General features: G+C 59.9%; 23 protein-coding genes. 15 read left to right on the top strand and 8 right to left on the bottom strand.

Going from position 1 to position 24335, the window contains the following annotated elements; all coding sequences use genetic code 11:
• Positions 1-29: 29 nt before the first annotated feature.
• Positions 30-953, bottom strand: coding sequence for a PstS family phosphate ABC transporter substrate-binding protein (locus tag AC0QKW_RS11755; protein ID WP_473151264.1), 924 nt, complete (start codon positions 951-953; stop codon positions 30-32).
• Positions 954-1552: 599 nt separating this feature from the next.
• Here AC0QKW_RS11755 and pstC point away from each other — a divergent pair.
• The 3 genes from pstC (at position 1553) to AC0QKW_RS11740 (ending at position 4600) form a co-directional block, all read left to right on the top strand.
• Entirely contained in the window at positions 1553-2683 is a 1131-nt protein-coding gene (gene pstC, locus AC0QKW_RS11750; RefSeq protein ID WP_473151263.1) for a phosphate ABC transporter permease subunit PstC, read from the top strand.
• A complete protein-coding gene (pstA, locus tag AC0QKW_RS11745; protein WP_473151262.1) occupies positions 2683-3663 on the top strand; it encodes a phosphate ABC transporter permease PstA in 981 nt (326 codons plus the stop codon). Before pstC ends, pstA begins: the two co-directional genes overlap by 1 nt.
• 67 nt (positions 3664-3730) lie before the next feature.
• A complete protein-coding gene (locus AC0QKW_RS11740; RefSeq protein WP_473151261.1) occupies positions 3731-4600 on the top strand; it encodes an MBL fold metallo-hydrolase in 870 nt (289 codons plus the stop codon).
• A gap of 59 nt (positions 4601-4659) precedes the next feature.
• On the opposite strand, the gene AC0QKW_RS11735 is transcribed toward AC0QKW_RS11740, so the two are convergent.
• Positions 4660-5085: an ExbD/TolR family protein gene (locus tag AC0QKW_RS11735; protein WP_473151260.1), complete on the bottom strand. Its 426-nt coding sequence runs from the start codon at positions 5083-5085 to the stop codon at positions 4660-4662.
• Between the two features lie 189 nt (positions 5086-5274).
• Here AC0QKW_RS11735 and AC0QKW_RS11730 point away from each other — a divergent pair, with 189 nt between their 5' ends.
• Positions 5275-6945, top strand: coding sequence for an ArnT family glycosyltransferase (locus AC0QKW_RS11730; RefSeq protein ID WP_473151259.1), 1671 nt, complete (start codon positions 5275-5277; stop codon positions 6943-6945).
• 212 nt (positions 6946-7157) lie between these two features.
• Here AC0QKW_RS11730 and AC0QKW_RS11725 read toward each other — a convergent pair whose 3' ends face one another.
• The gene (locus AC0QKW_RS11725; protein ID WP_473151258.1) at positions 7158-7553 is read right to left on the bottom strand and encodes a tetratricopeptide repeat protein; all 396 of its coding nucleotides are present in this window, start codon (positions 7551-7553) and stop codon (positions 7158-7160) included.
• A gap of 180 nt (positions 7554-7733) precedes the next feature.
• On the opposite strand from AC0QKW_RS11725, the gene AC0QKW_RS11720 reads away from it, so the two are divergent.
• The 8 genes from AC0QKW_RS11720 (at position 7734) to AC0QKW_RS11685 (ending at position 15210) form a co-directional block, all read left to right on the top strand.
• Positions 7734-8381: an L-threonylcarbamoyladenylate synthase gene (locus tag AC0QKW_RS11720; protein ID WP_473151257.1), complete on the top strand. Its 648-nt coding sequence runs from the start codon at positions 7734-7736 to the stop codon at positions 8379-8381.
• 17 nt (positions 8382-8398) lie between these two features.
• Positions 8399-9109, top strand: a complete 711-nt coding sequence (locus AC0QKW_RS11715; protein ID WP_473151256.1) for a sensor histidine kinase — start codon at positions 8399-8401, stop codon at positions 9107-9109.
• Between the two features lie 175 nt (positions 9110-9284).
• Positions 9285-9473, top strand: coding sequence for a hypothetical protein (locus AC0QKW_RS11710; RefSeq protein ID WP_473151255.1), 189 nt, complete (start codon positions 9285-9287; stop codon positions 9471-9473).
• 216 nt (positions 9474-9689) lie between these two features.
• A complete protein-coding gene (locus AC0QKW_RS11705; protein ID WP_473151254.1) occupies positions 9690-9899 on the top strand; it encodes a chlorophyll a/b-binding protein in 210 nt (69 codons plus the stop codon).
• Positions 9900-9957: 58 nt separating this feature from the next.
• Complete coding sequence (locus AC0QKW_RS11700; protein WP_473151253.1) at positions 9958-10572, top strand: DUF3318 domain-containing protein; 615 nt, start codon at positions 9958-9960, stop codon at positions 10570-10572.
• 6 nt (positions 10573-10578) lie between these two features.
• The gene (locus tag AC0QKW_RS11695) at positions 10579-11472 is read left to right on the top strand and encodes an urease accessory protein UreD (RefSeq protein WP_473151252.1); all 894 of its coding nucleotides are present in this window, start codon (positions 10579-10581) and stop codon (positions 11470-11472) included.
• A 567-nt stretch (positions 11473-12039) separates the two neighbouring features.
• Positions 12040-12447, top strand: a complete 408-nt coding sequence (locus AC0QKW_RS11690; protein ID WP_473151251.1) for an OsmC family protein — start codon at positions 12040-12042, stop codon at positions 12445-12447.
• 66 nt (positions 12448-12513) lie between these two features.
• Positions 12514-15210, top strand: a complete 2697-nt coding sequence (locus tag AC0QKW_RS11685) for a bifunctional acetate--CoA ligase family protein/GNAT family N-acetyltransferase (RefSeq protein WP_473151250.1) — start codon at positions 12514-12516, stop codon at positions 15208-15210.
• A gap of 16 nt (positions 15211-15226) precedes the next feature.
• Here the strand turns inward: AC0QKW_RS11685 and AC0QKW_RS11680 are convergent, their stop codons facing one another.
• Positions 15227-17311: a M3 family metallopeptidase gene (locus AC0QKW_RS11680; protein ID WP_473151249.1), complete on the bottom strand. Its 2085-nt coding sequence runs from the start codon at positions 17309-17311 to the stop codon at positions 15227-15229.
• Between the two features lie 274 nt (positions 17312-17585).
• On the opposite strand from AC0QKW_RS11680, the gene AC0QKW_RS11675 reads away from it, so the two are divergent.
• On the top strand, positions 17586-18668 hold the full coding sequence (locus tag AC0QKW_RS11675) for a potassium channel family protein (RefSeq protein ID WP_473151248.1): 1083 nt from the start codon (positions 17586-17588) through the stop codon (positions 18666-18668).
• Between the two features lie 29 nt (positions 18669-18697).
• Here AC0QKW_RS11675 and AC0QKW_RS11670 read toward each other — a convergent pair whose 3' ends face one another.
• Positions 18698-19066 (bottom strand): Lin0512 family protein, encoded by a 369-nt coding sequence (locus AC0QKW_RS11670; protein WP_473151247.1) that lies wholly within the window; start codon positions 19064-19066, stop codon positions 18698-18700.
• A gap of 182 nt (positions 19067-19248) precedes the next feature.
• Between AC0QKW_RS11670 and AC0QKW_RS11665 the strand changes: the two genes are divergently transcribed.
• Positions 19249-19452 carry a hypothetical protein gene (locus tag AC0QKW_RS11665; protein WP_473151246.1) on the top strand — a complete coding sequence of 68 codons (204 nt, stop codon included), beginning with the start codon at positions 19249-19251 and terminating at the stop codon, positions 19450-19452.
• A 125-nt stretch (positions 19453-19577) separates the two neighbouring features.
• Here the strand turns inward: AC0QKW_RS11665 and thiO are convergent, their stop codons facing one another.
• The 3 genes from thiO to AC0QKW_RS11650 all read right to left on the bottom strand — a co-directional run bounded on the left by thiO (position 19578) and on the right by AC0QKW_RS11650 (position 22809).
• Positions 19578-21554, bottom strand: a complete 1977-nt coding sequence (gene thiO, locus AC0QKW_RS11660) for a glycine oxidase ThiO (RefSeq protein WP_473151245.1) — start codon at positions 21552-21554, stop codon at positions 19578-19580.
• A gap of 70 nt (positions 21555-21624) precedes the next feature.
• Positions 21625-22086, bottom strand: a complete 462-nt coding sequence (locus AC0QKW_RS11655; RefSeq protein ID WP_473151244.1) for a hypothetical protein — start codon at positions 22084-22086, stop codon at positions 21625-21627.
• A 138-nt stretch (positions 22087-22224) separates the two neighbouring features.
• Positions 22225-22809 (bottom strand): hypothetical protein, encoded by a 585-nt coding sequence (locus tag AC0QKW_RS11650; RefSeq protein ID WP_473151243.1) that lies wholly within the window; start codon positions 22807-22809, stop codon positions 22225-22227.
• A 271-nt stretch (positions 22810-23080) separates the two neighbouring features.
• Between AC0QKW_RS11650 and AC0QKW_RS11645 the strand changes: the two genes are divergently transcribed.
• Entirely contained in the window at positions 23081-24316 is a 1236-nt protein-coding gene (locus AC0QKW_RS11645; protein WP_473151242.1) for a M20 metallopeptidase family protein, read from the top strand.
• Positions 24317-24335 lie beyond the last annotated feature (19 nt).

Here is a 24335-nt window from a genome sequence, read left to right as displayed (position 1 = left end):
GACGGTCTTACTGACTGGGTTACTGGACTCTACAGCCCGGCGAGAATGGAGGCATAGCGCTCGCTGGGCAGGGGCACGTAGCCGGTTTCGGGTACCAGGTCAGGGCCGTTTTCGAGCATGAACTCAACGAAGGCGCGCACCTCGGGCTTGCTCTCAAAGCTGCTCTTCTTCACGTAGAAGAAGATGGGCCGCGAGAGGGGCGCGTAGGTGCCATCTAGCAGGGTCTCTTCGCTGGGCAGTACGCCATCGACGGCGGCAGCGTTGAGGGTGCCCTGGTTTTCCTGGTAGTAGGCGTAGCCAAAGTAGCCCAGGGCGTTGACATCGCGAGACACGCCCAGCACTAGAATGTTGTCGTCTTCGCTAGCGGTGTAGTCGGCCCGGCTAGCAGCTGCTTCGCCCACGATCACCTCGGTGAAGTAGTCAAAGGTGCCGGAGTCAGTACCGGGGCCAAACAGGTTAATGGGCTGATCGGGCCAGCTGGGGTCAATCTGGTTCCAGCGGCTGATGGTGCCTTCGGCGGCGGGTTCCCACAGCATTTTGAGCTGCTCAACGGTGATGTCGTCGGCCCAGTCGTTGTCGGGGTGAATCACCACGGTGAGGGCATCGAAGGCGATGGGCACTTCCATGTACTCAATGCCAGCGGCCTTGCAGGCTTCAATTTCAGACTCTTTGATCGGGCGAGATGCACCGGTTACATCCAGTTCGTCGGCGCAGAACTTCTTGAAGCCGCCGCCGGTACCCGACACCCCAACGGTGACCTGAGAACCGCGATTTTCGGCCATATATTCTTCGGCCATGATTTCAGAGATGGGGAAGACGGTGCTAGACCCGTCTACCACAATGGTCGAATCATTTTGGGAAAAGGCGCTAGGTGCAGCCACACCAGCGGCTACGGCGGCGGTCAGCACTCCGGCTAGCGCATAGCGATTGATTTTTTGTCTGCTCAGCAACATACAACTCTCTCCGTGGCGTTCTAAGGACAATAAATTCGCCAGTAGTGAGCCTATAGCCCCAAGCCTAAGAGAGCTTCATGGCCAAGCTAAGGCTAAATTTAGAGAAGTTTAAAGAGCTTTAATCGTTATGCGATCGCTGAAGATAAATGAGCACACGGCTCTTTTATCTTGTGTCAACCAAAGACTTTAGAGAGCCTGTTTAAGGGTTAGAAGGCGGTCTTAAAGGCTAGGATTTTTGAAAAAATTTTGCAATCAAAAATAGACAAGGCATGGCAAAAGCTATGGTGAACTGCGATCGCATAGCTTGCAACCGGCTCTACGTAGCCGAGTTTGATCAATTGTAAGGAGGGAGTTTGAGGGCTGTGCCCCCAGTCAGAAGCTTCATCCTCCTCCAGCCCTACCCGTCTCTTCAACTTAATTGCTCTCACCTATTCGACTAGATTTTTGAATCACTGATTAACGGAAAGTTAATAAAGCAATAAGGGACGAATAATTCAGCTTTAAGACCTAGCTAAAATCTAAAACTAGCTGCATTTATTGGGCGATCGCGGTTTAGCGTACTAAATGTACCTGTGTGCCGAAGAGAGGTGCTGACCCCGATGCCCGCCGAATTTTCACTACCGCCGAACCAGGATGGTCTCTGGCAGCCCAACCGTCGCCGCAGCCGTCGGGTTGAGGCCACTGTGCGAGTGGTCTGTTTTTTGTTTGCGGCCATCTCCATTCTCACTACCCTGGGGATAGTGCTGACGCTGATCTTCGAGACCTTCGATTTTTTCTTTGACCCCTTCTTTCGCCAAGATCTGTGGGTTGAGCAGCTGCCCGCTCTGCTGCCCGACGCCACCGAGGGCCAGATTCAGGCTCTCGGTGAGCAGCTTCAGGCGGCAGACCCCCGAACGGTGTTTGATCAGGCCGAGGCTCTGGGGATTACGCCGCCGAGCCGGGCGGCGGGCTTTTTCCATGCTGTGGGGCGATTTTTTACCGACAATCGCTGGACGCCGCTGTTTAAGAACGGAGGCTACGGCATCTTTGTGCTGGTGAGCGCCACCCTGCTGACCAGCACCATTGCCATGACGGTGGCGGTGCCCCTGGGTCTGCTGATTGCGGTGTTCCTCAGCGAGTACGCCGCCCCCAGGGTGCGCCAGGTGCTCAAGCCCGTGCTGGAACTGCTGGCCGGGGTGCCCTCGGTGGTGTTTGGCTACTTTGCCCTGCTGACGGTGACGCCGTTTTTGCAGGGGTTGATTCCGCCTTTGCAGGGGTTTAATGCCCTCAGCGCGGGCATGGTGCTGGGCATCAGCATTTTGCCCCTGGTGGCGTCGCTGAGCGAAGATGCCATTAGCGCCGTGCCCGAGGAGCTGCGCCAGGGGGCCTTTGCTATGGGGGCCACTCGGCGCGAGGTGATTCAGGCGGTGGTGCTGCCAGCGGCACTGTCGGGCATTGTGGCGTCGGTTATTTTGGCGGTGTCGCGGGCGATCGGCGAGACCATGATTGTCAGCCTGGCGGCGGGCCAAAACCCCCAGCCCATTGACGCTAGCCTGGGCTTTATTAACCCCTTTGTGCCGGTGATGACCATGACCGCCTTCATTGTGCAGGTCAGCCTGGGGGATGCGGCCCACGGCACCCTGCCCTACAAGACCATCTTTGCAGTGGGCATGGCCCTGTTTGTCATGACCCTGGCGCTAAACATTATCAGCTACTGGTTTGTCCGTCGCTTTCGGGAGAAGTACGACTAATGGCCTCGTCACCGTCTGAACTGTCGCCCCTGCCCCCTGAGGCGGTCAAACTGCGCGAGTTTTCCGGCGATTTGCCCCAGCGCTACGCCCTCGATCGCCTCTTTCAGATCGCCGCCTGGGTGGCCACGGCGATCGCGATCTTCGTCCTCGGCTGGCTGCTGATCGATGTGGTGAGCGAAGGCTGGGGCCGCCTCAATTGGGAATTTTTCACCAGCTTCCCCTCCCGCAGGCCAGAAACGGGCGGCATCGTCAACTCCCTGGCGGGCACCTTTTGGGTGATGCTGCTGGTGGCGGCCTTTGCCTTCCCCATCGGTGTCGGCGCGGGGCTGTATCTAGAAGAATTTTCTGAGGACAACTGGTTTACCCGCTTCATTGAGATCAACATCAGCAACCTGGCGGGGGTGCCCTCGATCATCTACGGGCTGCTGGGGCTGGCGGCCTTTGTGCGGCTGATGGAGCCTGTCACCGGGGGGCGATCGGTGCTGGCTGGGGCGCTCACCCTGGCCCTGCTGGTGCTGCCGATCATCATTGTCGCCACCCGAGAGGCGCTGCGGGCGGTGCCCGAGGGCATTCGTCTGGCGGGGCTGGCTATGGGCGGCAGCCGCTGGCAAGTCGTGTGGGATCACGTGCTGCCCGCCGCCATGTCTGGCATTCTCACCGGGGTGATTTTGGCCCTGTCGCGGGCGATCGGCGAAACCGCACCCCTGATTGCGATCGGGGCGCTGACCCTGGTGCCCTTTACCCCCGGCTGCACCGAGGAGTTTCCCTATCTCAACCCCTTAGATCTGGTGCGCTGCCCCGCCGATGTGGTGCAGAGCCCTTTCACGGTGCTACCGATTCAGGTGTTTAACTGGGTCGGCCGTCCCCAGCGGGCGTTTCACGTCAACGCTGCCGCCGCCATCATTGTGCTGATGGCGGTGCTAATTGCCATGAACAGCGTGGCGATCGCGCTGCGCAGCCGCTTTAGGCAGACTCGGTAGTGCCTATCTGACCCCCCACGATCGCCCCTTGCCAGCGCTAAACTCAGGGCATCGATGGGTAAACGCCATGGCTCACCTCCGCGATCGCCGCCCCCAAAATGCAGCGGGCAACCTCTACGTCGATAGCTCCTGCATTGACTGCGACACCTGCCGCTGGATGGCCCCCGCCATCTTCACCCGCGAAGATGGTCAGTCTGCCGTGGGCCGCCAGCCCGCCACCGATACTGAGCGGCTGGCGGCTCTCCAGGCTTTGCTCGCCTGCCCCACGGCCTCCATTGGCACCGTAGAGCCGCCCAAAGCTATGAAGGCCGCCCAGGCCAGTTTCCCAATCCCCATTACCGCCAACGTCTACCACTGCGGCTACCATGCCGAAAAGTCCTTTGGGGCGGCCAGCTACTTAATTCAGCGGCCCGAGGGCAATGTGCTGGTCGATTCGCCGCGCTTTGCCGCCCCTCTGGTAAAGCAGCTCGAAGCCATGGGCGGCTTGCGCTATCTCTACCTCACCCACCGCGACGATGTGGCCGACCACCAGCAGTTTCGCGATCGGTTTGGGTGCGATCGCATTCTCCACGCCGACGACATCAGCAGTGGCACCGCCTCGGTAGAGATTCAGCTCCAGGGTGCTGACCCCGTTGAGCTTGCGCCCGACCTGACAATTATTCCGGTACCGGGGCACACCAAAGGCCATACGGTGCTGCTGTACGACGACCGCGTCCTCTTTACGGGCGATCACCTGGCCTGGTCGGTGCGGCTGCAACAGCTCTACGCTTTTCGTCGCCACTGCTGGTACTCCTGGCCTGAGCAGGTGACATCGATGGAAAAACTCGCTGCCTACGACTTTGAGTGGGTGCTACCCGGCCACGGTCGCCGCCACCACGCCGACCAAGCCACCATGGCTCAGCACATGCAAAAATGCCTCGATTGGATGAAAGCGTAGTAGAAACTATGGCCGGTATTCGCCTTCATGGCGGCAGCCCGATGGGTGAATTGGCCGATTTATTCCACCGCCAGAGAGACGCGATTGCCGCCGATCGCCCGCAGGTCGGTCAACAGCCCAGCCACTTCGCTGTAGGTCAGCTCGCGATCGGCCTTGAGCACCAGCTTGCCGTTGGGGTTTTGGGCAAAATAGCTCCGCACCTCCTGGCTGAGCTGATTGAAGTTGACGGGTTCGTTATCCAATAACGTTCTCCCGTCTTTGTCTAGGCCCACCACCAGGGCATCGACCTGGACGATCTGAGTTTCTTCGACGGCCCCATCTCCTTCTACCGACTGGGGCAAACGCACATTGAGCAACTGCTGACCGGTCAGACTCATAGAAATAATGATGAAAAACGTCAGCACAGTCATCAGCACATCCATCATGGGGACGAGGTTGACCTCAGGAATTTGAGAATTGACCTGGCGACGGCGGCGAGAGCGCATGGGAAGTGAGTTAAAGACAGATCTTGAGGCAGCTTGGTTAAAGATGAGACCAGCTGTCGCCCGACAGCTAAGAATGACACTACTATAGAACGCTAAACCTGGGGTGGAAGCAGATCGCAGCGGCTCACTTGAGCCAGTCGTTGGCGATCGCTTCTTTACTTGGATGCTTGAGCAGGGGCTGTTAACCCAATGATACCTAAGGAAGTTTATCGGCACGTTAACCGCAGTCTGGGCTATCTGGGTCGGCAGCCAGGTCTATGGCTGCTGTTGTGGGTAGGCCTCTTGCTGTGGATCAATAGCCCCCAGCAAACCCTGATGGCCCAAGATGAGGGCTACTACGCCCAGCAGGCCCGATGGATGCTCGATCGCAACGACTGGATCACCGTGGGCTGGTGGGGGCAGCCTTTGTACGATCGCACCATTGGCCTCCAGTGGTTGATTGCCCTGAGCTATCACTGGTTTGGCATCAGCGAGCTGGCGGCGCGGCTGCCCAGTATAGTGGCCTCGGTGGCGGCGGTGCTGCTGACTTGGCGCATTGGCACCCGGCTGGTGCCGCCCCATGCAGGGCTGTGGGGCGCTGCTATTTTTGCCGTTATGCCCCTGTGGATGCAGACCAGCAAGCTGGCTACCCAAGATGCCTGGCTGATCACCCTAGAGCTGTTGGCGATCTGGGCGGTGCTCCGCAGCGAAGACCAGCCTCATCGGCGCATGGCTTGGGGCATGGTGGCGGGCGCGGCTCTGAGCCTGGGGTTTTTGTTCAAGAGCGTCATGGTGGTATTGCCCGCCCTGGCGCTGCTGCCCTACCTGGTGCGCAGCCACAAGACCCACCGTCACCTCACCAATCGAGGTCTCTACTGGGGGGTTGGGTTTGGGGCCATTCCTACCGTGGTTTGGTTGGGGAACAGCGTGGCTCGCTACGGCTGGCTGCCCCTCCAGCAGCTATTTGGCAAATTGCTGCTGCTGGCCCAGGCCAATTCGCCTACGGCCGCCGCCTTTCAATCGACCTCCACGGTGACCTATTACCTGTGGCACATTCCGGCCACCACGTTTCCTTGGGTGGGGTTTGCCCTGGGGGGGGCCTGGCTGGTGGGCCGCAGTGCAACGGTGGGCCGTCGCACCCTGTGGTTGGGCTACCCGCTGGTGCTGTTGGTGCTGCTGAGTTTGTTTGATACCCGCACCTGGTACTACTCTCTCCAGATCTATCCGTTTATTGCCCTACTGGCGGCGGTGGGGCTCGACCACCTGGGGCGGCTGTTTCGATCGCGGGCACCGCACCGCTACCGAGTGGCGATGGGGCTGAGCTGGGCCGCTGGGGTGTTTGGCATTTTGCTGATGTCAGGTGGGGTGGCGCTGCTGATGACCCCAGGCGAACTGATCGGCGACGCTCTGCGCCCCTACGGTTGGCTGGGGGTAGCGGGAGGGCTGGGCTGGCTGTTGCCCTGGCGCATGACCCTTAACCGCCACCGCCACGTCACCCGCCACGAAAAGCGCCTCTGGCAGTGGGGCTGGCTGCTGGGGCCGTGGTTGGCCATGGCGGCAGCTTCGGCTACCGGTCTGTTTGGCAACTATGAGCCCGCCTTTGTGCAGAGCCTGGGTGAACCGCCCACTGTTAGTATTTTGGCCAATAACACTATAGATATGGTGCGGCCCTCGGGCGATCGCGAGACCATTCTCTTCAGCTTCTACACCCCCCACCTGGGTGCAGCTCTAGATAATTGGAGCCAGCTGCCCCCAGAAGGGTATGCCTGGGGCAACCCTGCCCTCGTGCCTTTGCCCGAGGGTTACGCAGTTGTCGCCACTGTAGAGGACTGGCTGTTGGTAAGAGCGCCCCTGGTACCGACAGCTGTGCCCAGGGCCTAGGGGATCAGGAAATTTCTGGAAAAGGCGCTGCCCCCACCGGGGGGCGCAAGCTCTGCACATTCGGGAAGAAGCAAAATCCTGCGGTATTTTCTCGGCCAGAATCGTCTTTTACCAAATCCGAGTCCCATAACCCCGATTCCCAAAAGGCCAAACCGTAGGGGCAAACGGTTGTTTGCCCTGGTGAATCGGGGGTAGCCAAGGCGGATTTCGTCTTACCCAGTGGTGATTAGCTGCTTTTTTAGCCAGATGTCGTGGAGGGCGTGGAGGTAAACGGGGTCAGACAATAGGGCGATCGCCCGGTTGTACGACTCCACCGCATTGCCGTAGGCCCCGATGTCGGTCAACAGCTTGCCCCGGTTAAACCAGGCCTGGTGATACTGGGGGTTGAGGGCCACGGCCTGGTCGTAGGCGGCTAAAGCCTCAGCTTTACGATTGAGGCCGCAGAGGGCATTGGCGCGGTTATTCCAGGCGGTACAGTAGCGGTTGTCGAGGGCGATCGCCTGGTCAAACAGATCTAACGCCTGGTGAAACTGAGCTTGCTCACATAGGGCGCAGCCCTTGGCATTGAGGGCTTCTACAGGGGTGTCGTGGTCGGGCATCGGGTTCATAGGGCAATCGCTCGGGGGGCTATCTCTTGGGCAACAGTCCCCATTGTGGCCAAGGCGGAGAGTTGGCTGGAGGGGGGGTGTTACCCGATTTGGGTACGGGTTACAGATCGGCGGATGGGATGGGGAGATCGGTATTTTGCTTTAATCTAGACTCACGGTTGCATCTTTCAGTCTTTCCCCATGCCCCAGGTATCTCTAGCTGAGTTTGTCGCCGCTGTGCGGTCTGGAGAGTTGGTGAGCTTTCCGACCGATACGGTGCCAGCGCTGGCGGCGCGGCCTGAGTCAGGCGATCGCATCTATGCCGCCAAAGGCCGTAGCCCCGACAAACCCCTGATTTTGATGGGCGCATCTCTGGCAGATCTGCTGCCCTACGTCACCGGCAGTGGGGTTGAACTAGCCCAGTGGCGTGCCACCGCAGAAGGCTACTGGCCCGGGGCTCTGACTCTAGTGCTGCCCGCCAGCGATCGCCTACCCGCCGCCATGAATCCCCAAAATACCGGTACTGTCGGTCTGCGCGTGCCTGCCCATGCCCTGGCGCTGCATCTGTTGAACCAAACCGGCCCCCTGGCCACTACCAGCGCCAACCGCTCGGGCGATCCACCCCTAGAGACCATGACGGCGATCGCAACCAGCTTCCCCCAGGTATTTACCCTATCCCCAGCCGCCCTAGCTGATATCTATGCAGAACTAGGTCGCGAAATGCCTGCCCTCGATCGCCCCCAGGGGTCTGGGCTGCCCTCTACCGTGGCCCAGTGGCAAGGGCGAGAGTGGCAAGTGCTGCGATCGGGCGCAGTCACCCTTCCCACCATTGACAACCCTTCACCCTAGTTCCACCCCATCTCCCCATGCACTACCCCCAGGGCAACGACTTCACCGACCTAGCGGCGCTACAGCTGGCCTACGATCGCCTCCTGCACCAGTTTCAGCACCAGAGCGCTTTTTTGGGCACCGCCTCCCACGAGCTGCGATCGCCGATCAACCAGATCATCAGCCTGCACCAGCTCATTCTCGAAGACCTGTGCGAAAGCCCCGCCGAAGAGCGAGAGTTTATTGGCCAGGCCAACCAGGCCATTCAAACGGTGCTAAAAAATCTCGACCTGCTGATCACCCTCTCCAAGCTCGACATTGGCACCCTCACGCCCCAGCCCCGGCCCACCGCTCTCGCCCCGATTTTGACTCGGGTGCAGCGCCTGATTGAAATGCAGTGCATCAATCGCCAATGCCGTTTTGCCCTTAGCCCATTGGATGAGAGTCTGACGGTGCAGACCGATACCGCCTGGCTAGAGCAGGTGCTGGTGATGCTGATTGAGGCGGCGCTGCATGAGGGTAGTCCTCAAATTAGTCTGACCGTGGCAGACGCCCCTGCCAGTGGCGATGTCGTTTTGCACCTGGGGGCCAACCCGGCTGAGCACCCAGCCCCAGAGATACCGGGCTTCTCCCCTGAGTTTCGGCGTCGGCTCGCCGCCCGCCTCGTGCCCCATCTCAACGCTACCCTAGACGCCGAGGGTGAGTCGGGTCACCAGTGGCGGCTGTGTCTGCCGCGATCGGCAAAATAGCCGAGCCTACCATCTCAACGCCTCCATTCCAAAAACTTTGGGTATAGTTTGGGCAACCCTGTCTCCGGAATGCCGGACGGGCTCTCTGTAGTCACTGCTGAAGCTACGTTAACCCTGTGTGTCCCTGCGATCGCCTGCCGCCTTAAAGTCCTGAAACTAGGTCACAGACAAGCTTATGGAACTTGGAATTGTTCTGCTGTTTATTTTTGTCGTGTGGACAAACGAAAAGCTGTTTGGCAAGTCATTGGTTACCCCAGTGCCGCCCAAAACTGCAGAGGAAGAATTTACCACCGCCCTGAAGAAGTTTTTAGAGAAAGGCATTCCTGTACGCACCATCGAGAAGTCCGACAAGGGAGGTAAGTGACCCTTGGCTATGCCTCAGAGAGGGTGTTTAGGCGATCGCTGGGAAAGATAAATACCTTCTGTAGGGGCACTGGGCCTGCATCTTCGGGCAGCAACAAACCAGCCTTTGGCTGGTTTGGGCCACCATCCTGGGGTTGGCCTCTTGAGACGTCGGGGCTATGTGATGCAGATTTGGGATAAGATGCATCTGCACTAACCCACATCCAACCCCACCCCCATGACCGACGATTTTCAGTCGGGGTCTGTGGCCCCAAAGGCATCTTCAGAAGCATCTCTAGAGGCTGCTACCGACCCCACCCCTAGCTTTGGTTGGAACCGCTATGCCGAGCGCATCAATGGTCGCTTTGCCATGGTTGGGTTTGTGGCCCTGCTGCTGCTAGAGCTAGTGACAGGGCAAACCTTTTGGGCCTGGCTGGGGCTGCGCTAGCTGGCCCGGCCACGGTCGTGGTTGAGATGGTAGGCTTAGGGATGATTTTTGGGATGACATGGCCGTGGTTAACCCCAACGCAGAAATTGGCCGCCTGCGGGAGCTGATGCCCGCCACCGCCCGCATGAAAACCAAGCTCATGCTCAATGAGCGCCAGCTAGACGTTATCAAGGCCGAGTTTCCGCGCCCGTGGCAGCAGGCCTCCACCGTCTCGATTAATTTTGAACGCTGGCAGCAGCTACCCGTCGCCGAGCGCGACCTACTGTTTTTGCGCACGGTGTGCTGGGTGACCCTGGCCAATGTGCTAAAGCCTAACTGGTACCAGGCGCTAGCCGCTGCGGGGCTGGCTGGAGGCTTTGTTGAGCTACTCCAGGGCGATGCGGTGGGGGTATTGACGGCGGCCAGCGTCACCGCTCTGGCGGGCTGGCAGATCTGGCGGGGGGTAACTGGCCCCCAGGTCGATATTACAGCTGACGACAAAGCGGTGCAGGTGGCTCAGCGGCGGGGCTACGGGCAAGCGGCGGCGGCAGAAGCCCTCATTCGGGCCATTGAGGCGGTGCCCCCCCTGGAAGGACGGCAGGTGCTCACTGTCAATGAACTGCTGCGCTGTCAAAATCTGCGGGTGCAGACAGGGCGATCGGAGTTTTCGGTGCCGGAGAGCTATCTACGCTAGGGCGCTATGGTGCAACTGTCGTCAGGGCAACTGTCTTCAGGACAACTATCGTCAGGGCAACTGCGGTCTGATCAGCCGGGCTGGCAGGGCATTGCTCGTCTGGGTTATGCAATGCAGGGCGATCGCTGTGTAGCTACCGAGGCCTATACTCGCGCCCCACTGCGGGTGCAGCGCCCGCTCTACCCCGAGGGCGATCGCCTCTGCCATACCGTATTGGTGCACACCGCTGGTGGCCTGGTGGGGGGTGACAGTCTGGCGATCGCGGTGACCGCCGCCCAGGGTAGCCAAGTCCTGATCACCACTGCTGCCGCTGGCAAAGTCTACGGCAGCCATGCCCATGCAGCTACCGCCCAGCAGGTAGAGATCAGCCTGGCTGCCGACAGTTGCCTAGAGTGGATGCCCCAGGAAACCATTGTGTTTAACCAGGCTCACTACCGCCAGGGGCTGCGGGTTAATCTAGCCCCTGGGGCCATCTGGGCAGGCTGGGAGATCACCCGCTTTGGCCGCAGCGCGCGGGGGGAGACCTTTGAGCAGGGGCAGTGGCGATCGCACCTCGAAATTTGGCAAGGGAATTACCCCCTGTGGATCGATCGCCAGCACTTGGCAGGGGGCAGCGCACCTCTGCACAGCCCCAATGGGCTAGCCGGAAACCCGGTGGTGGGTAGCTTTGCCCTGGTGGGCTACCATCCTGACCCGGCCCAAGTAGCCATACTACGTCAGCTCTGGCCGGTCGATGCCCCCGGCAGCGTGGGCGTCACTCGCCTCCAAACCGGTCTACTCTGCCGCTACCGAGGGCCATCGAGCCAGGCAGCCCGGCGGTGGTTTGTGGCCGTTTGGCAGCACCTGCGCCCCCAATACCTGGGTCGAGCCGCCGCCACCTCTAGAATCTGGCCCCGTTAGCCGACAGCCAAGATATGGGCTATCTGCTACGGTTTACTTTGCCAGATTTTTCCTATGAGACAGGGAATTTACTCCCTGATGGTTGCGGCTGAAGCCCATCAGGAAAGCTTCACAAGTTTAAGTTTTTCCCACAATGCTTTGAGGCCAAAAAATAGTCAACTAAGATCGAAGAGTAATATAAGTCAAGCAACGGCAGAGGTATGCATTAGAGACACTGGCTAATCTGCTCACTTTTATTTTCTTTAGGCGATTAAAGGTTTTCACGTCAAGAAAACAGCGATTTTTTGGGTGGTCAACCGAGGCTTTATAAGGACTAAATTAAAACTCCTTAAGGTCGGGCTTGCCAGTATTGCAACGATCTTTTGGCCAATTCATTGCTGTTGAGGTTAGCCCGACCAACTGACTTTTTCCCTAGGTAAAGGCGCTAAGCGTAACCCGTACCCCTGAATTTGTTGAGCGCGGACTCTAAACAGCGATGACTCTAAACAGCACTGCCTCTAAACATTTTGAAACTGTAGTTTAACTGCCGCTTAAGAGTTAAGCCCATCCTTTTATCAGGAGACTGCCGTGGACGTTCAAATCGTTTACCAAGATGGTGTCAAATTTCAAGCCAGTTGTCGAGGGCACAAAATTCTTAGCGATCAGCCTCTAGATAGCCACGGTGAAGACAAAGGTATGACTCCGCCAGAGTGGTTTTTGTCGTCCCTAGGGGCCTGCGTAGGGTTTTATGCCGTGAAATATTTAGAAACCCGCCACCTCGACCCAAAAGGTCTAGAGATCTCGGTCACCGCCGACAAGACCGAAAACCCTGTCCACATCGACAATATTCGCATTCGGATCACCAGTCCCATAGCCCTAGAGCCTCGTCATCAACAGGGGCTAGAGCGAGCGGTGGATGCCTGCATTATTCACAATACTCTCACCCATCCGCCGACCATGACGACAGAGGTTGTGCTGCCTGCGATCGCAGGATAAATTGCTATATCACCAAGCCAGACGCCAAAATTCCCCGCCCGTGCATTCCGCCGTAAGGACTAAACCATGTCGACCTGCCCCGATCCGGTGACGGATCTCTGGAAAACCGGGAGTCACCCCCTCGACCCGATCTTTGCGCCCCGTTCAGTGGCGATCATTGGAGCAACAGAACGCCCCGGCAGCGTAGGCCGCACGGTGCTGTGGAATTTGATCAGCCATCCCTTTGGCGGCACGGTGTACCCGATCAACCCCAAGCGGCGGAACGTGCTGGGCATCCAGTCATTCGATCGCATTTCCTCCCTGCCCGAAGTGCCTGATCTCGCCATCATTGCCATCCCGGCCCCTGGGGTGCCTGCGGTCGTACAAGATTGTGTAGAGGCGGGGGTGAAGGGGGCGATCATTCTCTCAGCGGGGTTTAAAGAAATTGGCCCCGAGGGCATTGAGCTGGAGCGCAAGATTAAAGCCATAGCCCAGGGGCACATGCGGCTGATTGGCCCCAACTGTCTGGGCATTCAAAACCCGCTGACGGGGCTCAACGCCACCTTTGCCAGCCAAATGGCGCAGCCGGGCAATGTCGGCTTTATTAGCCAGAGTGGAGCACTGTGCACCTCCATTCTGGACTGGAGCCTGCGGGAGAATGTAGGGTTTAGCGCGTTTATTTCCCTGGGGTCGATGCTGGATGTGGGCTGGGGCGATCTGATCGACTACCTGGGCGACGACCCCCACACCCACAGCATTGTGATCTATATGGAGTCGATTGGCGATGCGCGATCGTTTTTATCGGCGGCGCGGGAGGTAGCTCTGAGCAAACCGATCATTGTGATCAAGGCGGGGCGTACCGCAGCGGCGGCTCAGGCGGCGGCCTCTCATACTGGCGCTTTGACCGGCAGCGATGCCGTGCTGGATGCGGCCTTTCGTCGCTCTGGGGTGCTGCGGGTTGACCATATCGAAGAGCTATTTGACACCGCCGAAGTGCTGGCTAAACAGCCGCGCCCGCGCTCCCCGCGCCTGAGCATTATCACCAATGCCGGGGGGCCAGGGGTGCTGGCTACCGACGCGCTAATCCGCGCTGGGGGCACCCTGGCGGAGTTGTCCAGCGCTAGCCTAGATGCGCTCAACGCTGCCCTGCCCACCCACTGGAGCCACGGCAACCCCATCGATATTCTGGGCGATGCAGAGCCGGCGCGCTTTGCCGAGGCGCTAAAAACTACCCTGGCCGACCCCGGCAGCGATGGCTGTCTGGTGGTGCTCACCCCCCAGGCCATGACTGACCCCACCCAAACGGCCCAGGCGGTGGTCGAGACCTGGCAGGCTAGCGGCTCGACCCGGCCGATTTTGGCCAGCTGGATGGGCGGGGCTGAGGTGGACGCGGGGGAAGACATTCTCAACCAGGCGGGCATACCCACTTACCGCTACCCCGACCAGGCGGCGCGGTTGTTTGGCCTGCTGTGGCAGCACAACTATGCGCTGAAAGGTCTCTACGAAACGCCCTCGCTAACGCTAAACCATGGGGTAGATCGGGCGGCAGTGGCCAAAATTCTGCAAGCAAATCAGGCCGAAAATCGCGCCCTTTTGGCCGAGGCCGATTCGAAGGCGGTGCTGGCGGCCTACGGCATCCCGGTGGTAGAGACCAAGATTGCGGCGACAGTAGAAGAGGCGATCGCCGCTGCCGACGGTATTGGCTACCCCGTAGTGCTCAAGCTCTACAGCCACACCCTCACCCACAAAACTGACGTGGGGGGCGTGCAGCTCAACCTCGACAGCAGCTACGCCGTCGCCCGTGCTTTCGATCGCATCCACACCAGCGTGGCCGAAAAAGCCGGAGCCGAGCACTTTCAGGGGGTCACCGTGCAGCCGATGATCCGGGTCGATGGCTACGAACTCATTCTGGGTAGCAGTCAAGACCCGCAGTTTGGCCCGGTGCTGCTGTTTGGCACCGGGGGGCAACTGGTAGAGGTGTTTCAGGACAGTGCGATCGCCCTGCCTCCCCTCAACAGCACCCTAGCTCGCCGCCTGATCGAGCAAACTCTGATCTACAAAGCCCTGCAGGGGGTGCGAGGGCGGGCGGCAGTAGATCTCGACCAGCTAGAGCAGATGCTGGTGCGCTTTAGCCAGCTGGTCGCCGAGCAGCCCGACATCGCCTCCATCGACATCAACCCCCTTCTGGCCTCCCCCAGTGGCCTGCTGGCCCTAGATGCCCGGGTCATTTTGCGAGACCCCGCTACCCCACCCTCCCGCCTGGCTATTCGCCCCTACCCGACCCAGTATGTCTGGCCCTGGCGCGACGGCATCACCATTCGCCCCATTCGCCCCGAAGACGAGCCCCTGATCATCGACTTTCACCAGGGGGTGTCAGAGCACAGCGCCTACCTGCGCTACTTCCACGCCATGAAGTACAGCACCCGTGTCGCCCACGATCGCCTCGTTCGCATCTGCTTCAACGACTACGATCGCGAGATTGCCCTGGTGGCCGAAGTCACCGACCCTGACCCAAAAATTCTCGCGGTCGCTCGCCTCACCCAAAAGCATGGCCTGCCCGAGGCTGAGTTTGCCATGCTGGTGGCCGACCCCCACCAGCGCCAGGGGATCGGCACCGAGCTGCTCAGCCGCCTGGTTGACGTGGCCCGTGCCGAAGGGCTACAGCGCATTACCGGCGAAGTTTTAGCCGAAAACGACGGTATGCAGCGCCTCTGCCAGCTAGTTGAGTTTACGCTCAAACCCACGGCAGAATATGGCATTGTGTCGGCCACCCTAGACCTATAGCTAGGCAGACCTAGCGCTAGGCGGCGACCAAGCCCCGGTGACGCAGCAGGGCCTGGGTGCTGGGTTCGCGCCCGCGAAAGGCCTTAAACACCTCCATAGGGTGGCGACTGCCGCCCAGGGCCAGTACCGTATCGCGGAAACGACGACCCGTATCTGCGATCGCCCCCTCGTCCTCCAATCCGGCCTCCTCAAAGGCCGCAAAGGCATCGGCGCTCAGCACCTCGGCCCAAAAATAGCTGTAGTAGCCTGCCGCATAGCCCCCGGCAAAGATGTGGGTAAAGGCACAGAGAAAAGCATCCTCTGGCAGGGGCTTGAGAATCGAAGACTGCTCCGCAATCCGCTGACTCACCTGCCGCACGGTCTCGCCGTTGCCGGGGCTATAGCGATGATGTAGCTCAATATCTGTCCAGCCGAAGCGCACCTGGCGCAGAATGGCGCTGCCGGTCATAAAGGTGCGGGCCGCCACAATCTTTTGATACAGGTCTTCGGGCAGGGGCGCACCGGTATCGACATGGCGAGCCAGGGTGAGCAGGGTGTCACGGTGGTAGCACCAGTTTTCCATAAACTGGCTGGGTAGCTCCACCGCATCCCACTCCACATTGCTGATGCCCGCCGCTCCGGTGTAGTCCACCTTGGTGAGCATGTGCTGGAGGCCATGGCCAAACTCATGGAACAGGGTCTCCACATCCCTGAAGGTCATCAGACTGGGTTTGCCATCGACTGGAGGAGCCTGGTTACACACCAGATAGGCCACGGGCAGACGCACCTGGCCGTTGATCTTGCCCCGGTTGATGCAGTCATCCATCCAGGCCCCACCGCGCTTTTCGGCGGGGCGGCTGTAGGGGTCGAGGTAGAAGTGGGCGATCGCCTCTCCGCCGCTGTTATTCACCCGAAAATACCGCACATCGGGGTGCCACACGGGAGCTTCGCCATCGGCAGGGGCAATGGTGACATCAAAAATGCGGTGGGCCAGGGCAAACAACCCGTCGAGCACCTGGGGTAAGGGGAAGTAGGGGCGCAGCTCTTCGTCATTGAGGCCATATTTTTCTTCGCGAATGCGCTCGGCCCAGAAAGCGGTATCCCAGTGGGTCAGATCCTCGGCTTCGGCGGCCCCCTTAGCTTGAGCGAAGGCGCTGAGTTCCTCTAGCTCTTTGACGGCGGTGTCGTAGCTGGCGACCCGCAGCTCGCCCATGAGCTTGTCGATCGCCTCCACCGAGGGGGCCATTTTGCGGGCCAGGCTGAGATCGGCGTAGGTGTCGTAACCCAGCAGGTTGGCCATTTCGTGGCGCAGTTCGAGAATTTTCTCGATGTTGGGGCTGTTGTCGAGATCGCCCTCGGAGGCGCGGGTGACAAAGGCCCGGTAGAGCTGCTCACGCAGGTCGCGGCGGCGACTGTGCTGCATAAAGGGGCCAAAGCTGGGGTAGTCGAGGGTGATGCGCCAGGGGCCAGCCTCGGGTGTGGCCCCCGCTTCTCCAGCGTCGCGGGCCAGCTGAGCCGCTAGGGCCAGCAGGCTGGGGGGCAACCCGTCAATTTCATCTGCCGTGGTCAACGTCAGGCTAAAGGCCTTGGTGGCGTCAAGCACGTTGTTAGAAAACTTGGTGGTCAGCTCCGCCAAAGCCTGCTGAATCTCGTTGAAGCGGTCTTTCTCGGCCCCTTCTAGCCCGACCCCAGACAGCTCGGCTTCGCGCAGGGAGGATTCAACAATGCGCTGCTGGGCGGGGTCAAAGCTGGCCCACTCGTGGCTAGCCCGCAGCTGCTTAAAGGCGTTGTAGAGCGGCTTGCTCTGGCCCAGGCGGGTGGCAAACTGCACCAGGCCGGGCTGCACCTCTTCATAGGCGGCGCGCAGCTCGGGGCTATTCTTGACTCCCATCAGGTGGCCGACGATGCCCCAGCTCCAGCCCAGGCGCTCTTCGATGCGGGTGAGGGGCTCAACTAGGCCCTCCCAGGTGGGCAGCACCTCGGCCTCTAGCTTTTCTAGAGCTGCCGTGAGGTCGTTGAGCAGGGTGGCAATGCCCGGCACGATATGGGCGGTCTCAATGCTGTCAAAGGGCGGAAGCCCCGCGCCAATTAGAAGGGGGTTTGGAACGATGGTAGCTGTCATAGTCGCAGAATCAATCGAGGTAGGAGGGTTAAGGAAAACAAGGATCGCGATCGCTAGGGATCAAACCCCAGCGTCTCTCGAAACTGATAGGAATGGGTCTGGGTAACAGTCAATTTAGATGGAGTTAGGCGAAGTCATTATGAGTTTAATTAAAAGTGTATCTCATTTTGCTATTTGCCACACTCTTTAAGCAGTGGGCTGTCAATTACCATAGCCTTTATTCGAAAACTGATCCGAATCTCCCTTGGGGCTAGGAGGCTGGGCGGAGGTATGGATGAGGAATAGGCATTCTCTGAGAAATAACAGCTCATTTCGGCGGATTGTGGCGGGAATTATCTTTTTCTCGCTGACGGTGGTGATGGCTGTGGTCGGCTACATGCTGGCAGGCTGGAACTTCTTAGATGCCATCTACATGGTGGTGATTACGATTTTCGGAGTCGGCTACGGCGAGGTGCAGCCTCTAAACTCGCCCCCTCTGAAGGTATTTACAATTTTGGTGATTATTGCCGGGGCGCTGTCGGTGGCCTATACGGTGTCAGGCTTTGTGCAGCTGATCACTGAAGGCGAGATTCGTCGCGCCCTCAACCTAAAACGGATGAGCCAAGAGATGGAAAGCTTGGAAGACCACGTCATTATCTGCGGCTTTGGCCGTATTGGGCAGCTCATTGCCCGCAAGCTAAAGGGCGATCGCGAGTCGTTCATCATTGTTGACAATGATTCTGAACGGGTGGCCATGGCCCAGGAGCTGGGCTACCTGATCTACCAGGGCAATGCCACCGACGAAACCGCCCTCGAAGCCGCTGGCATTCACCGAGCCAAATCTCTCGCTACCGTGCTGCCCAACGATGCCGCCAACGTGTTCATCACCCTGACGGCCCGAGAAATGAACCCCACCCTGATGATTTTGGCCCGGGGCGAGATGCCCTCCACCGAAAAAAAGCTGAGACTGGCGGGGGCCAACCACGTGGTGCTGCCCGCCAGCATCAGCGCCCTGCGTATGGCCCACCTGATTCGCCATCCCTCGGCGGTCGATTTTTTGTCGCAGACCGATGGACAGCACGGGCTCAATGAGTTTTTGGCCGAGCTCGATATTCAGCTCAACGAGATGGCGATCGAGGCGGGCTCGCCTCTGATCGGCGGCACCATTGGCGATATTGAAGTCAAGGGCCAGGGCAGCTTCATCACCGTCGCCCTGCGCCGCGCCAACGGCGAGGTGATCATTCACCCCAGCCGGGCCACCTACCTGGCCCTGGGCGACTCGATCATTCTCATGGGCCACCAGGGCGATATGCCCAGCTTTGCCCAGCAGAACGCGCTTAAGAAGGAGATGCGGTATCGGGGGGCGAGGGTGCGGTAGGGCGATTTTAGATTTTGGCCGGTAAACCGCTAGCCTTTGTCAGGAATCGATACCGTGACGGCGGCGATCGCCACGTACATATCGTCATTCTTGTCGTCTAGCTCGGCGATCGCGCGCCCGGCGACCACCATGCCGCCCTCCTTGAGAATCAGGGTCTTTTGGCCAAAGGGCAGCACGGCTAGCACCTCCTCTTGGCGCACCTGGTCGGGAAAGGGAACGGCCACCTGCACCTCTACCAGCATCTCGCTGGGGTGGCTGAGGCCAGCGACTTCCCAGACGCCGGGGAGGGCATTGTGGGCGATCGCATTGCGCACCGCTCGGGCCGCCGCTACCGTCGGCTCTTGACCGTGCTGGTCAACGCCCATGCCCATTTCTATAATCAATCGCTTGTGGGTCACGGTCAGTCCTCAGGGTTGAATAGTTATGTAGATATACCAAGTCAGGCCCGAGCTTAGCAGCTTTCCCTGGGGCAAAATTCCATTTCTAGACTTGGTTGAGGTTGATTGCAGCCCCACAGGTGGGTTTACTAGGCTCAAAGCATCGCCCAGCCTATTGTTCTGCTCTTTCATCGCCCTGTCCTATGTCATCTTCTCCGCTGCCCCCTGACTGCCCCATTACCGACTTGGTGAGCCAGTTTATTCAGGCCCGCACCATTTCCCAGGCTCAATACCAGGAGCTGACGGCGCTGGTTTTAGCCGATGGCACCGTAGATGAGAGCGAGCGCAGGCAGGTGAACCGCCTGTTTGACGCGATCCAGACCGGACGAGTGAAGATTGTGGATTAAGGAGATTCCTAAGAGAGAAGATACATTATGTCGGTGCGCAGAGCCTGCGGTCGGGAGGCAACAAAAATACCGGAGGTTTTTGTTGCCTCAATTGGCCTAAGTGCCCACAGATGAACGCTTGAAGGCTACTCCGTAATCCGCCCCGTCAGCGGTGAGCTAGCGCTGGCAGCCCCCTGCACCGGAATGCGTCCGGCCCGGTAGGCGAGACGGCCAGCGAGGGTGGCCAGACCCATGGCCCGGCCCATGGCGACGGGGTCGGCAGCTTTGGCGATCGCGGTGTTGATCAGCAGAGCATCGGCCCCCATTTCCATGGCCTGGGCGGCCTCGCTGGGGGTGCCAATGCCCGCATCTACTACCACCGGCACCTTGGCGGTCTCGATGATGATCTGAATATTGGCGGCGTTGCGAATGCCCTGGCCCGAGCCAATGGGCGACCCCAGGGGCATGACCGTAGCGCAGCCTGCCTCCTCTAGGCGTTTGGCCAAGAGCGGGTCGGCATTGATGTAGGGCAGCACTGCAAAGCCCTCTTTGACCAGTTGTTCTGCCGCTTCTAGGGTGCCGATGGGGTCGGGCAGCAGATACTTGGCGTCGGGGATGACTTCGAGCTTGACGAAGTTGTTGTCTTCCTGACCCAGCAGCTTGGCCATCTCGCGGCCCAGGCGGGCGACCCGAATGGCTTCCTCAGCGGTTTTGCAGCCAGCGGTGTTGGGCAGCATCCAGATGGTTGACCAGTCGAGGGCTTCGGCTAGCCCCTGGTGACCGGGGGCGTTGGTCTGCACCCGCCGCACCGCCACGGTGACAATTTCGCAGCCGCTGGCGGCAATACTCTGGCGCATGGTGGCAAAGTCGTCGTACTTGCCGGTGCCGGTCATCAGCCGCGAGCCAAAGGTACGCCCAGCAATAGTGAGGGATGAGTCGGCGATCGCGAGCGGGCTGGGCGAGTCGGTGACTAAGGGTAGAGGGGCTTGGTCGATAGTGGGCATAGCCAGAGGAGTAGAAGGAACAGCGGGTAGGACAACGGACGGCGGCGCAGGCTGATGAAAGCGTCGCCAGGAGAAGGGCTCTAGCTCAGCTCCCCCCCGACCCAGGATCGACTGGGCCACCAGCTGGGCGGTGATCGGGGTAAGCAAGATGCCGTTGCGGTAGTGGCCAGTGGCCAGGGTCAGATTGGCGGCGGGGCCAGGGCCGAGAATAGGCCACTCGTCGGGGGTGGCCGGGCGATAGCCCCACCAGGTCTCGTCGAGCATAAAGTCGGCTAGCTGGGGCAACAGGGCGATCGCATTTCCCAATAGCTGGTTCACCCCTGCCGCCGTATTGCCGGGGGCAAAGCCCACATCCTGACTGGTGGCCCCCAGCACAATGCGGCCATCCTGGCGGGGCACGATGTAGATGTCTTCGCCAAACAGCACCCGCCGCAGGGGCTGGGGGGTGTTGTAGCCGGGGGGCACCAGCAGACTGGCCATTTCGCCCTTGCGGGGAAACACCGGCAGGGGCAGCAGCTCCGCCGCCCAGGCCCCAGCCGCCAACACCACATGACTGGCACTAAAGTCGCCCGCCTGGGCGGTGCAGACCCGCTCCACCCGGCCCTGGTGCTGGGCCAGAGCGATCGCCCCCACCCCTTCGTGGATCGTCACCCCCCGATCGATTACTGCCGATCGCAGCGCTTGTACGAGCAGGCGATTGTCGATCTGGCCCTCATCGGGATACCAATAGCCCCCCTGCACCGCAGGCCCTAAGCCGGGCTGGTAGTGGCCCAGGGTGGCAGTAGAAAGCCAGCCCAGGCTGGCTTGATCTGGTGCGGCACAGCGCGGCGCTAAAATACCACAGGGCCAATAACCCACCGACTGGCCGGTGAGCGCTTCGAGTTTGCTCACCCAGGTGGGGTATAGAGCCAAACTGGCCAGGGCTAGATCGCTCAGAGGGCCAGGGGGCAACTCCTCAGCCTGGGGGGCTAGCATCCCAGCCGCCGCATGGCTAGCGGCCTGGTGAAAGTCGCGGCTCAGTACGGTGACCTTGGCCCCCAGCTGATGCAGCTCTAGGGCGATCGCCAAACCAATAATGCCGCCCCCCACCACCAGGACGTCGCTCCCCTGATTTGCCATGCCCGCCAGCTCAACCTGCTCAATTGCTCTACGTCATTTTAGGTCACCTGAGGCTAGAGTCGCTGCTGCTCTACCAAAGGGCCGGAATGGCATCTAAGTCAGAATCGTCTCGCTGTGGCCCAGCCCCAGGTTGCACCAGCTCAGGCTGAATCGGGGCAATATCTCCCCCAAAGGTGGGAGAGGTATTGGCTTGCCCCGTGCGCGGAATGACGTTGTTGTTGTTGTTGGCACCAGCAGTGCCTGTCGTACTACCTGGGGCAATGATGGCCCGCTCTCCGGGCGTCATCCCCGAGCCTTGATTGTTAAACACGGTGTCTGAGATCGCCGCCGCACCGCCGTTGGCCAGATCGCTCTGTCGTCGTACCAGTTGACCGGCCTGTTCAACCGGCAGGCTGCCCAGGTCGTCCACCTCTGTGGTTGAGGGCTCTAGCCTGGCAGATTCGGGTTGGCGATCGGCAAACAGCCGATTTACCCCCCCCATCAGCAACACTACAATGGCTGCCAAAATGCCACCAATTACAAAGCGATTCATGGCTTTAATTGCCCATACTTTTGCTCTATCATGGCGCAGTTTGTCAGGTTTGGTGCAGCAATTGATCGAGAACAGATACCGATCTGGACTGGGTTATCGATGAGGTTCAAAAGGTCTAAAAGAGTTAGAGCCATACAGCTAGGCAGGCTGTACGATGGCGATCTCGATCTCCAGATCGTTGTAGTCATCTAGGGTTTCGTTGTCTTCAAACGCAACCTGAAACAGATTGCCGTTGGCATAGCGAATACGCTTGACCTTGACCCCAAAAGCATTGCGCCAGGGGCTATTCGCAGTTACCCGATTGTCGCCGTCAAAGTAGTAGGTAAATACCCCTCTCTCTGGGGGGACGGCAAACCAGCCGGTAGGCGCATTGGTCGTGATTTCTCGCCGTAGCTCCGACTCGGGAGGCAGCTGATTTTGAGGGCGGGGGCCAGCGTTTTCTTGGTATATGTGTAGTCGCTGGCGAAACAGCGCATCGCCCCCCGAGATGCGGTACCACACTTGGTGGGGCACATTGGCGTTGGTGGTGTAGACCGAGTAGGCCGTCGCCCCCGGCATCATCACCGGTTCGTACTCTCGGGCGTTGCCGCTCAGCGGTGGTGAACCGGCGGTGGTTGACTGAGCTAGACTGGGCAACCCGAGCGGCAACGCCAACAGCAACGCCACCCCCACTGAGATCAGAAAACCGTAAATGACGCTGCGCCGTTTAAGGGGCCAATTCATGCTCTGAGCCGCTGGGAAAAGATTGCCCAAAGAATAACGCAGATTTTGAGGTTAAGAACGTCCTCCCATCAATGGCTTAAGCCACTGCTACCGCCCCGCCCCTCTGCCCCGCTCCGATATCTAATGTGCTGGCCCGGGGAGCCGGTCAGTTAGCTGGCGCTGGGGCCGACCCTTGAGCTATAGGTCAGCTGCCCTTGGCGGCTGGTCTATGCTGTATAGATGTACCCCTCGTCTGTGGAGGAGGGTCGTCCCGTTCTCTAGGGCTTTTGCCATGTTCGCCACCACTGCCCCACCGCTGCCCGTCAACCGCGATCGCATTCGTCCGGCCATTCAGTCGCTGCAAGGTCAGTTGGTCACCTGGCGGCGCAGCCTGCACCAGCGGCCTGAGCTGGGGTTTAAAGAATGGTTGACCGCCGACTTTATCTGCGATCGCCTCACCGAGTGGGGTATTGACCATCAGCGCGGCATTGCTGAAACAGGCGTAGTGGCGCTGATTGAGAGTACCCGGCCCGGCCCGGTGCTGGGGCTGCGCGCCGACATGGATGCCCTGCCCATTCAAGAAGAAAATACGGTTGCCTACTGTTCACAGCACGATGGGGTGATGCATGCCTGCGGGCACGATGGCCATGTGGCGATCGCCCTGGGAACCGCCTACTACCTGGCCACCCACCGCGACAGCTTTGCGGGCACAGTCAAAATTATCTTCCAGCCCGCTGAAGAGGGGCCGGGGGGCGCTAAGCCCATGATTGAAGCAGGGGTGCTTACCAACCCCGATGTCGAGGCCATGATCGGCCTGCACCTGTGGAACAACCTGCCTCTGGGCACCGTGGGCGTGCGTACCGGAGCGTTGATGGCGGCCTCAGAATTTTTTACCTGCACCGTGCAGGGTAAGGGGGGGCACGGCGCCCTGCCCCACCAAACAGTCGACTCTATTGTGGTGGGAGCACAGATCGTCAACGCGCTGCAAACCATCGTGGCTCGCAACATTGACCCAACCAAGGCAGCGGTGGTGACTGTGGGCACCTTCCACGCGGGCAAGGCCCAAAATGTGGTGGCTGACACGGCCACCTTTGGGGGCACCGTGCGCTACTTTGACCCTGCCTACGCCGACTACTTCGCCCCCAGAATGGAGCAGATCATTGCCGGTATCTGCCAGAGTCACGGAGCCAGCTATAGCTTCGACTATCGGGCGTTGTATCCACCGGTGATCAACGATGCGGCCATAGCCGATTTGGTGCGCTCTGTTGCCCTGGCGGTGGTCGAGACCCCGGCAGGGGTGGTGCCCGACTGCCACACCATGGGCGGCGAAGACATGGCCTTCTTTTTGCAGGAGGTGCCCGGCTGCTACTTCTTCTTAGGCTCTGCCAATGCCGAAAAAGCTCTGGCCTACCCCCACCACCATCCCCGCTTTGACTTTGACGAAACCGCCCTGGGTCTGGGGGTGGAGATGTTTGTGCGGTGTGTGGAGGCCTATGGCGGTACGGAAGAACGGGTTAACTTCGATTGAGGGGGGCGATCGCTCGCCG

Source organism: Pseudanabaena sp. PCC 9330, assembly GCF_055795045.1.
The sequence above is the reverse complement of the archived record's forward strand: the minus strand, read 5'-3'. Positions and strand labels throughout refer to the sequence as shown.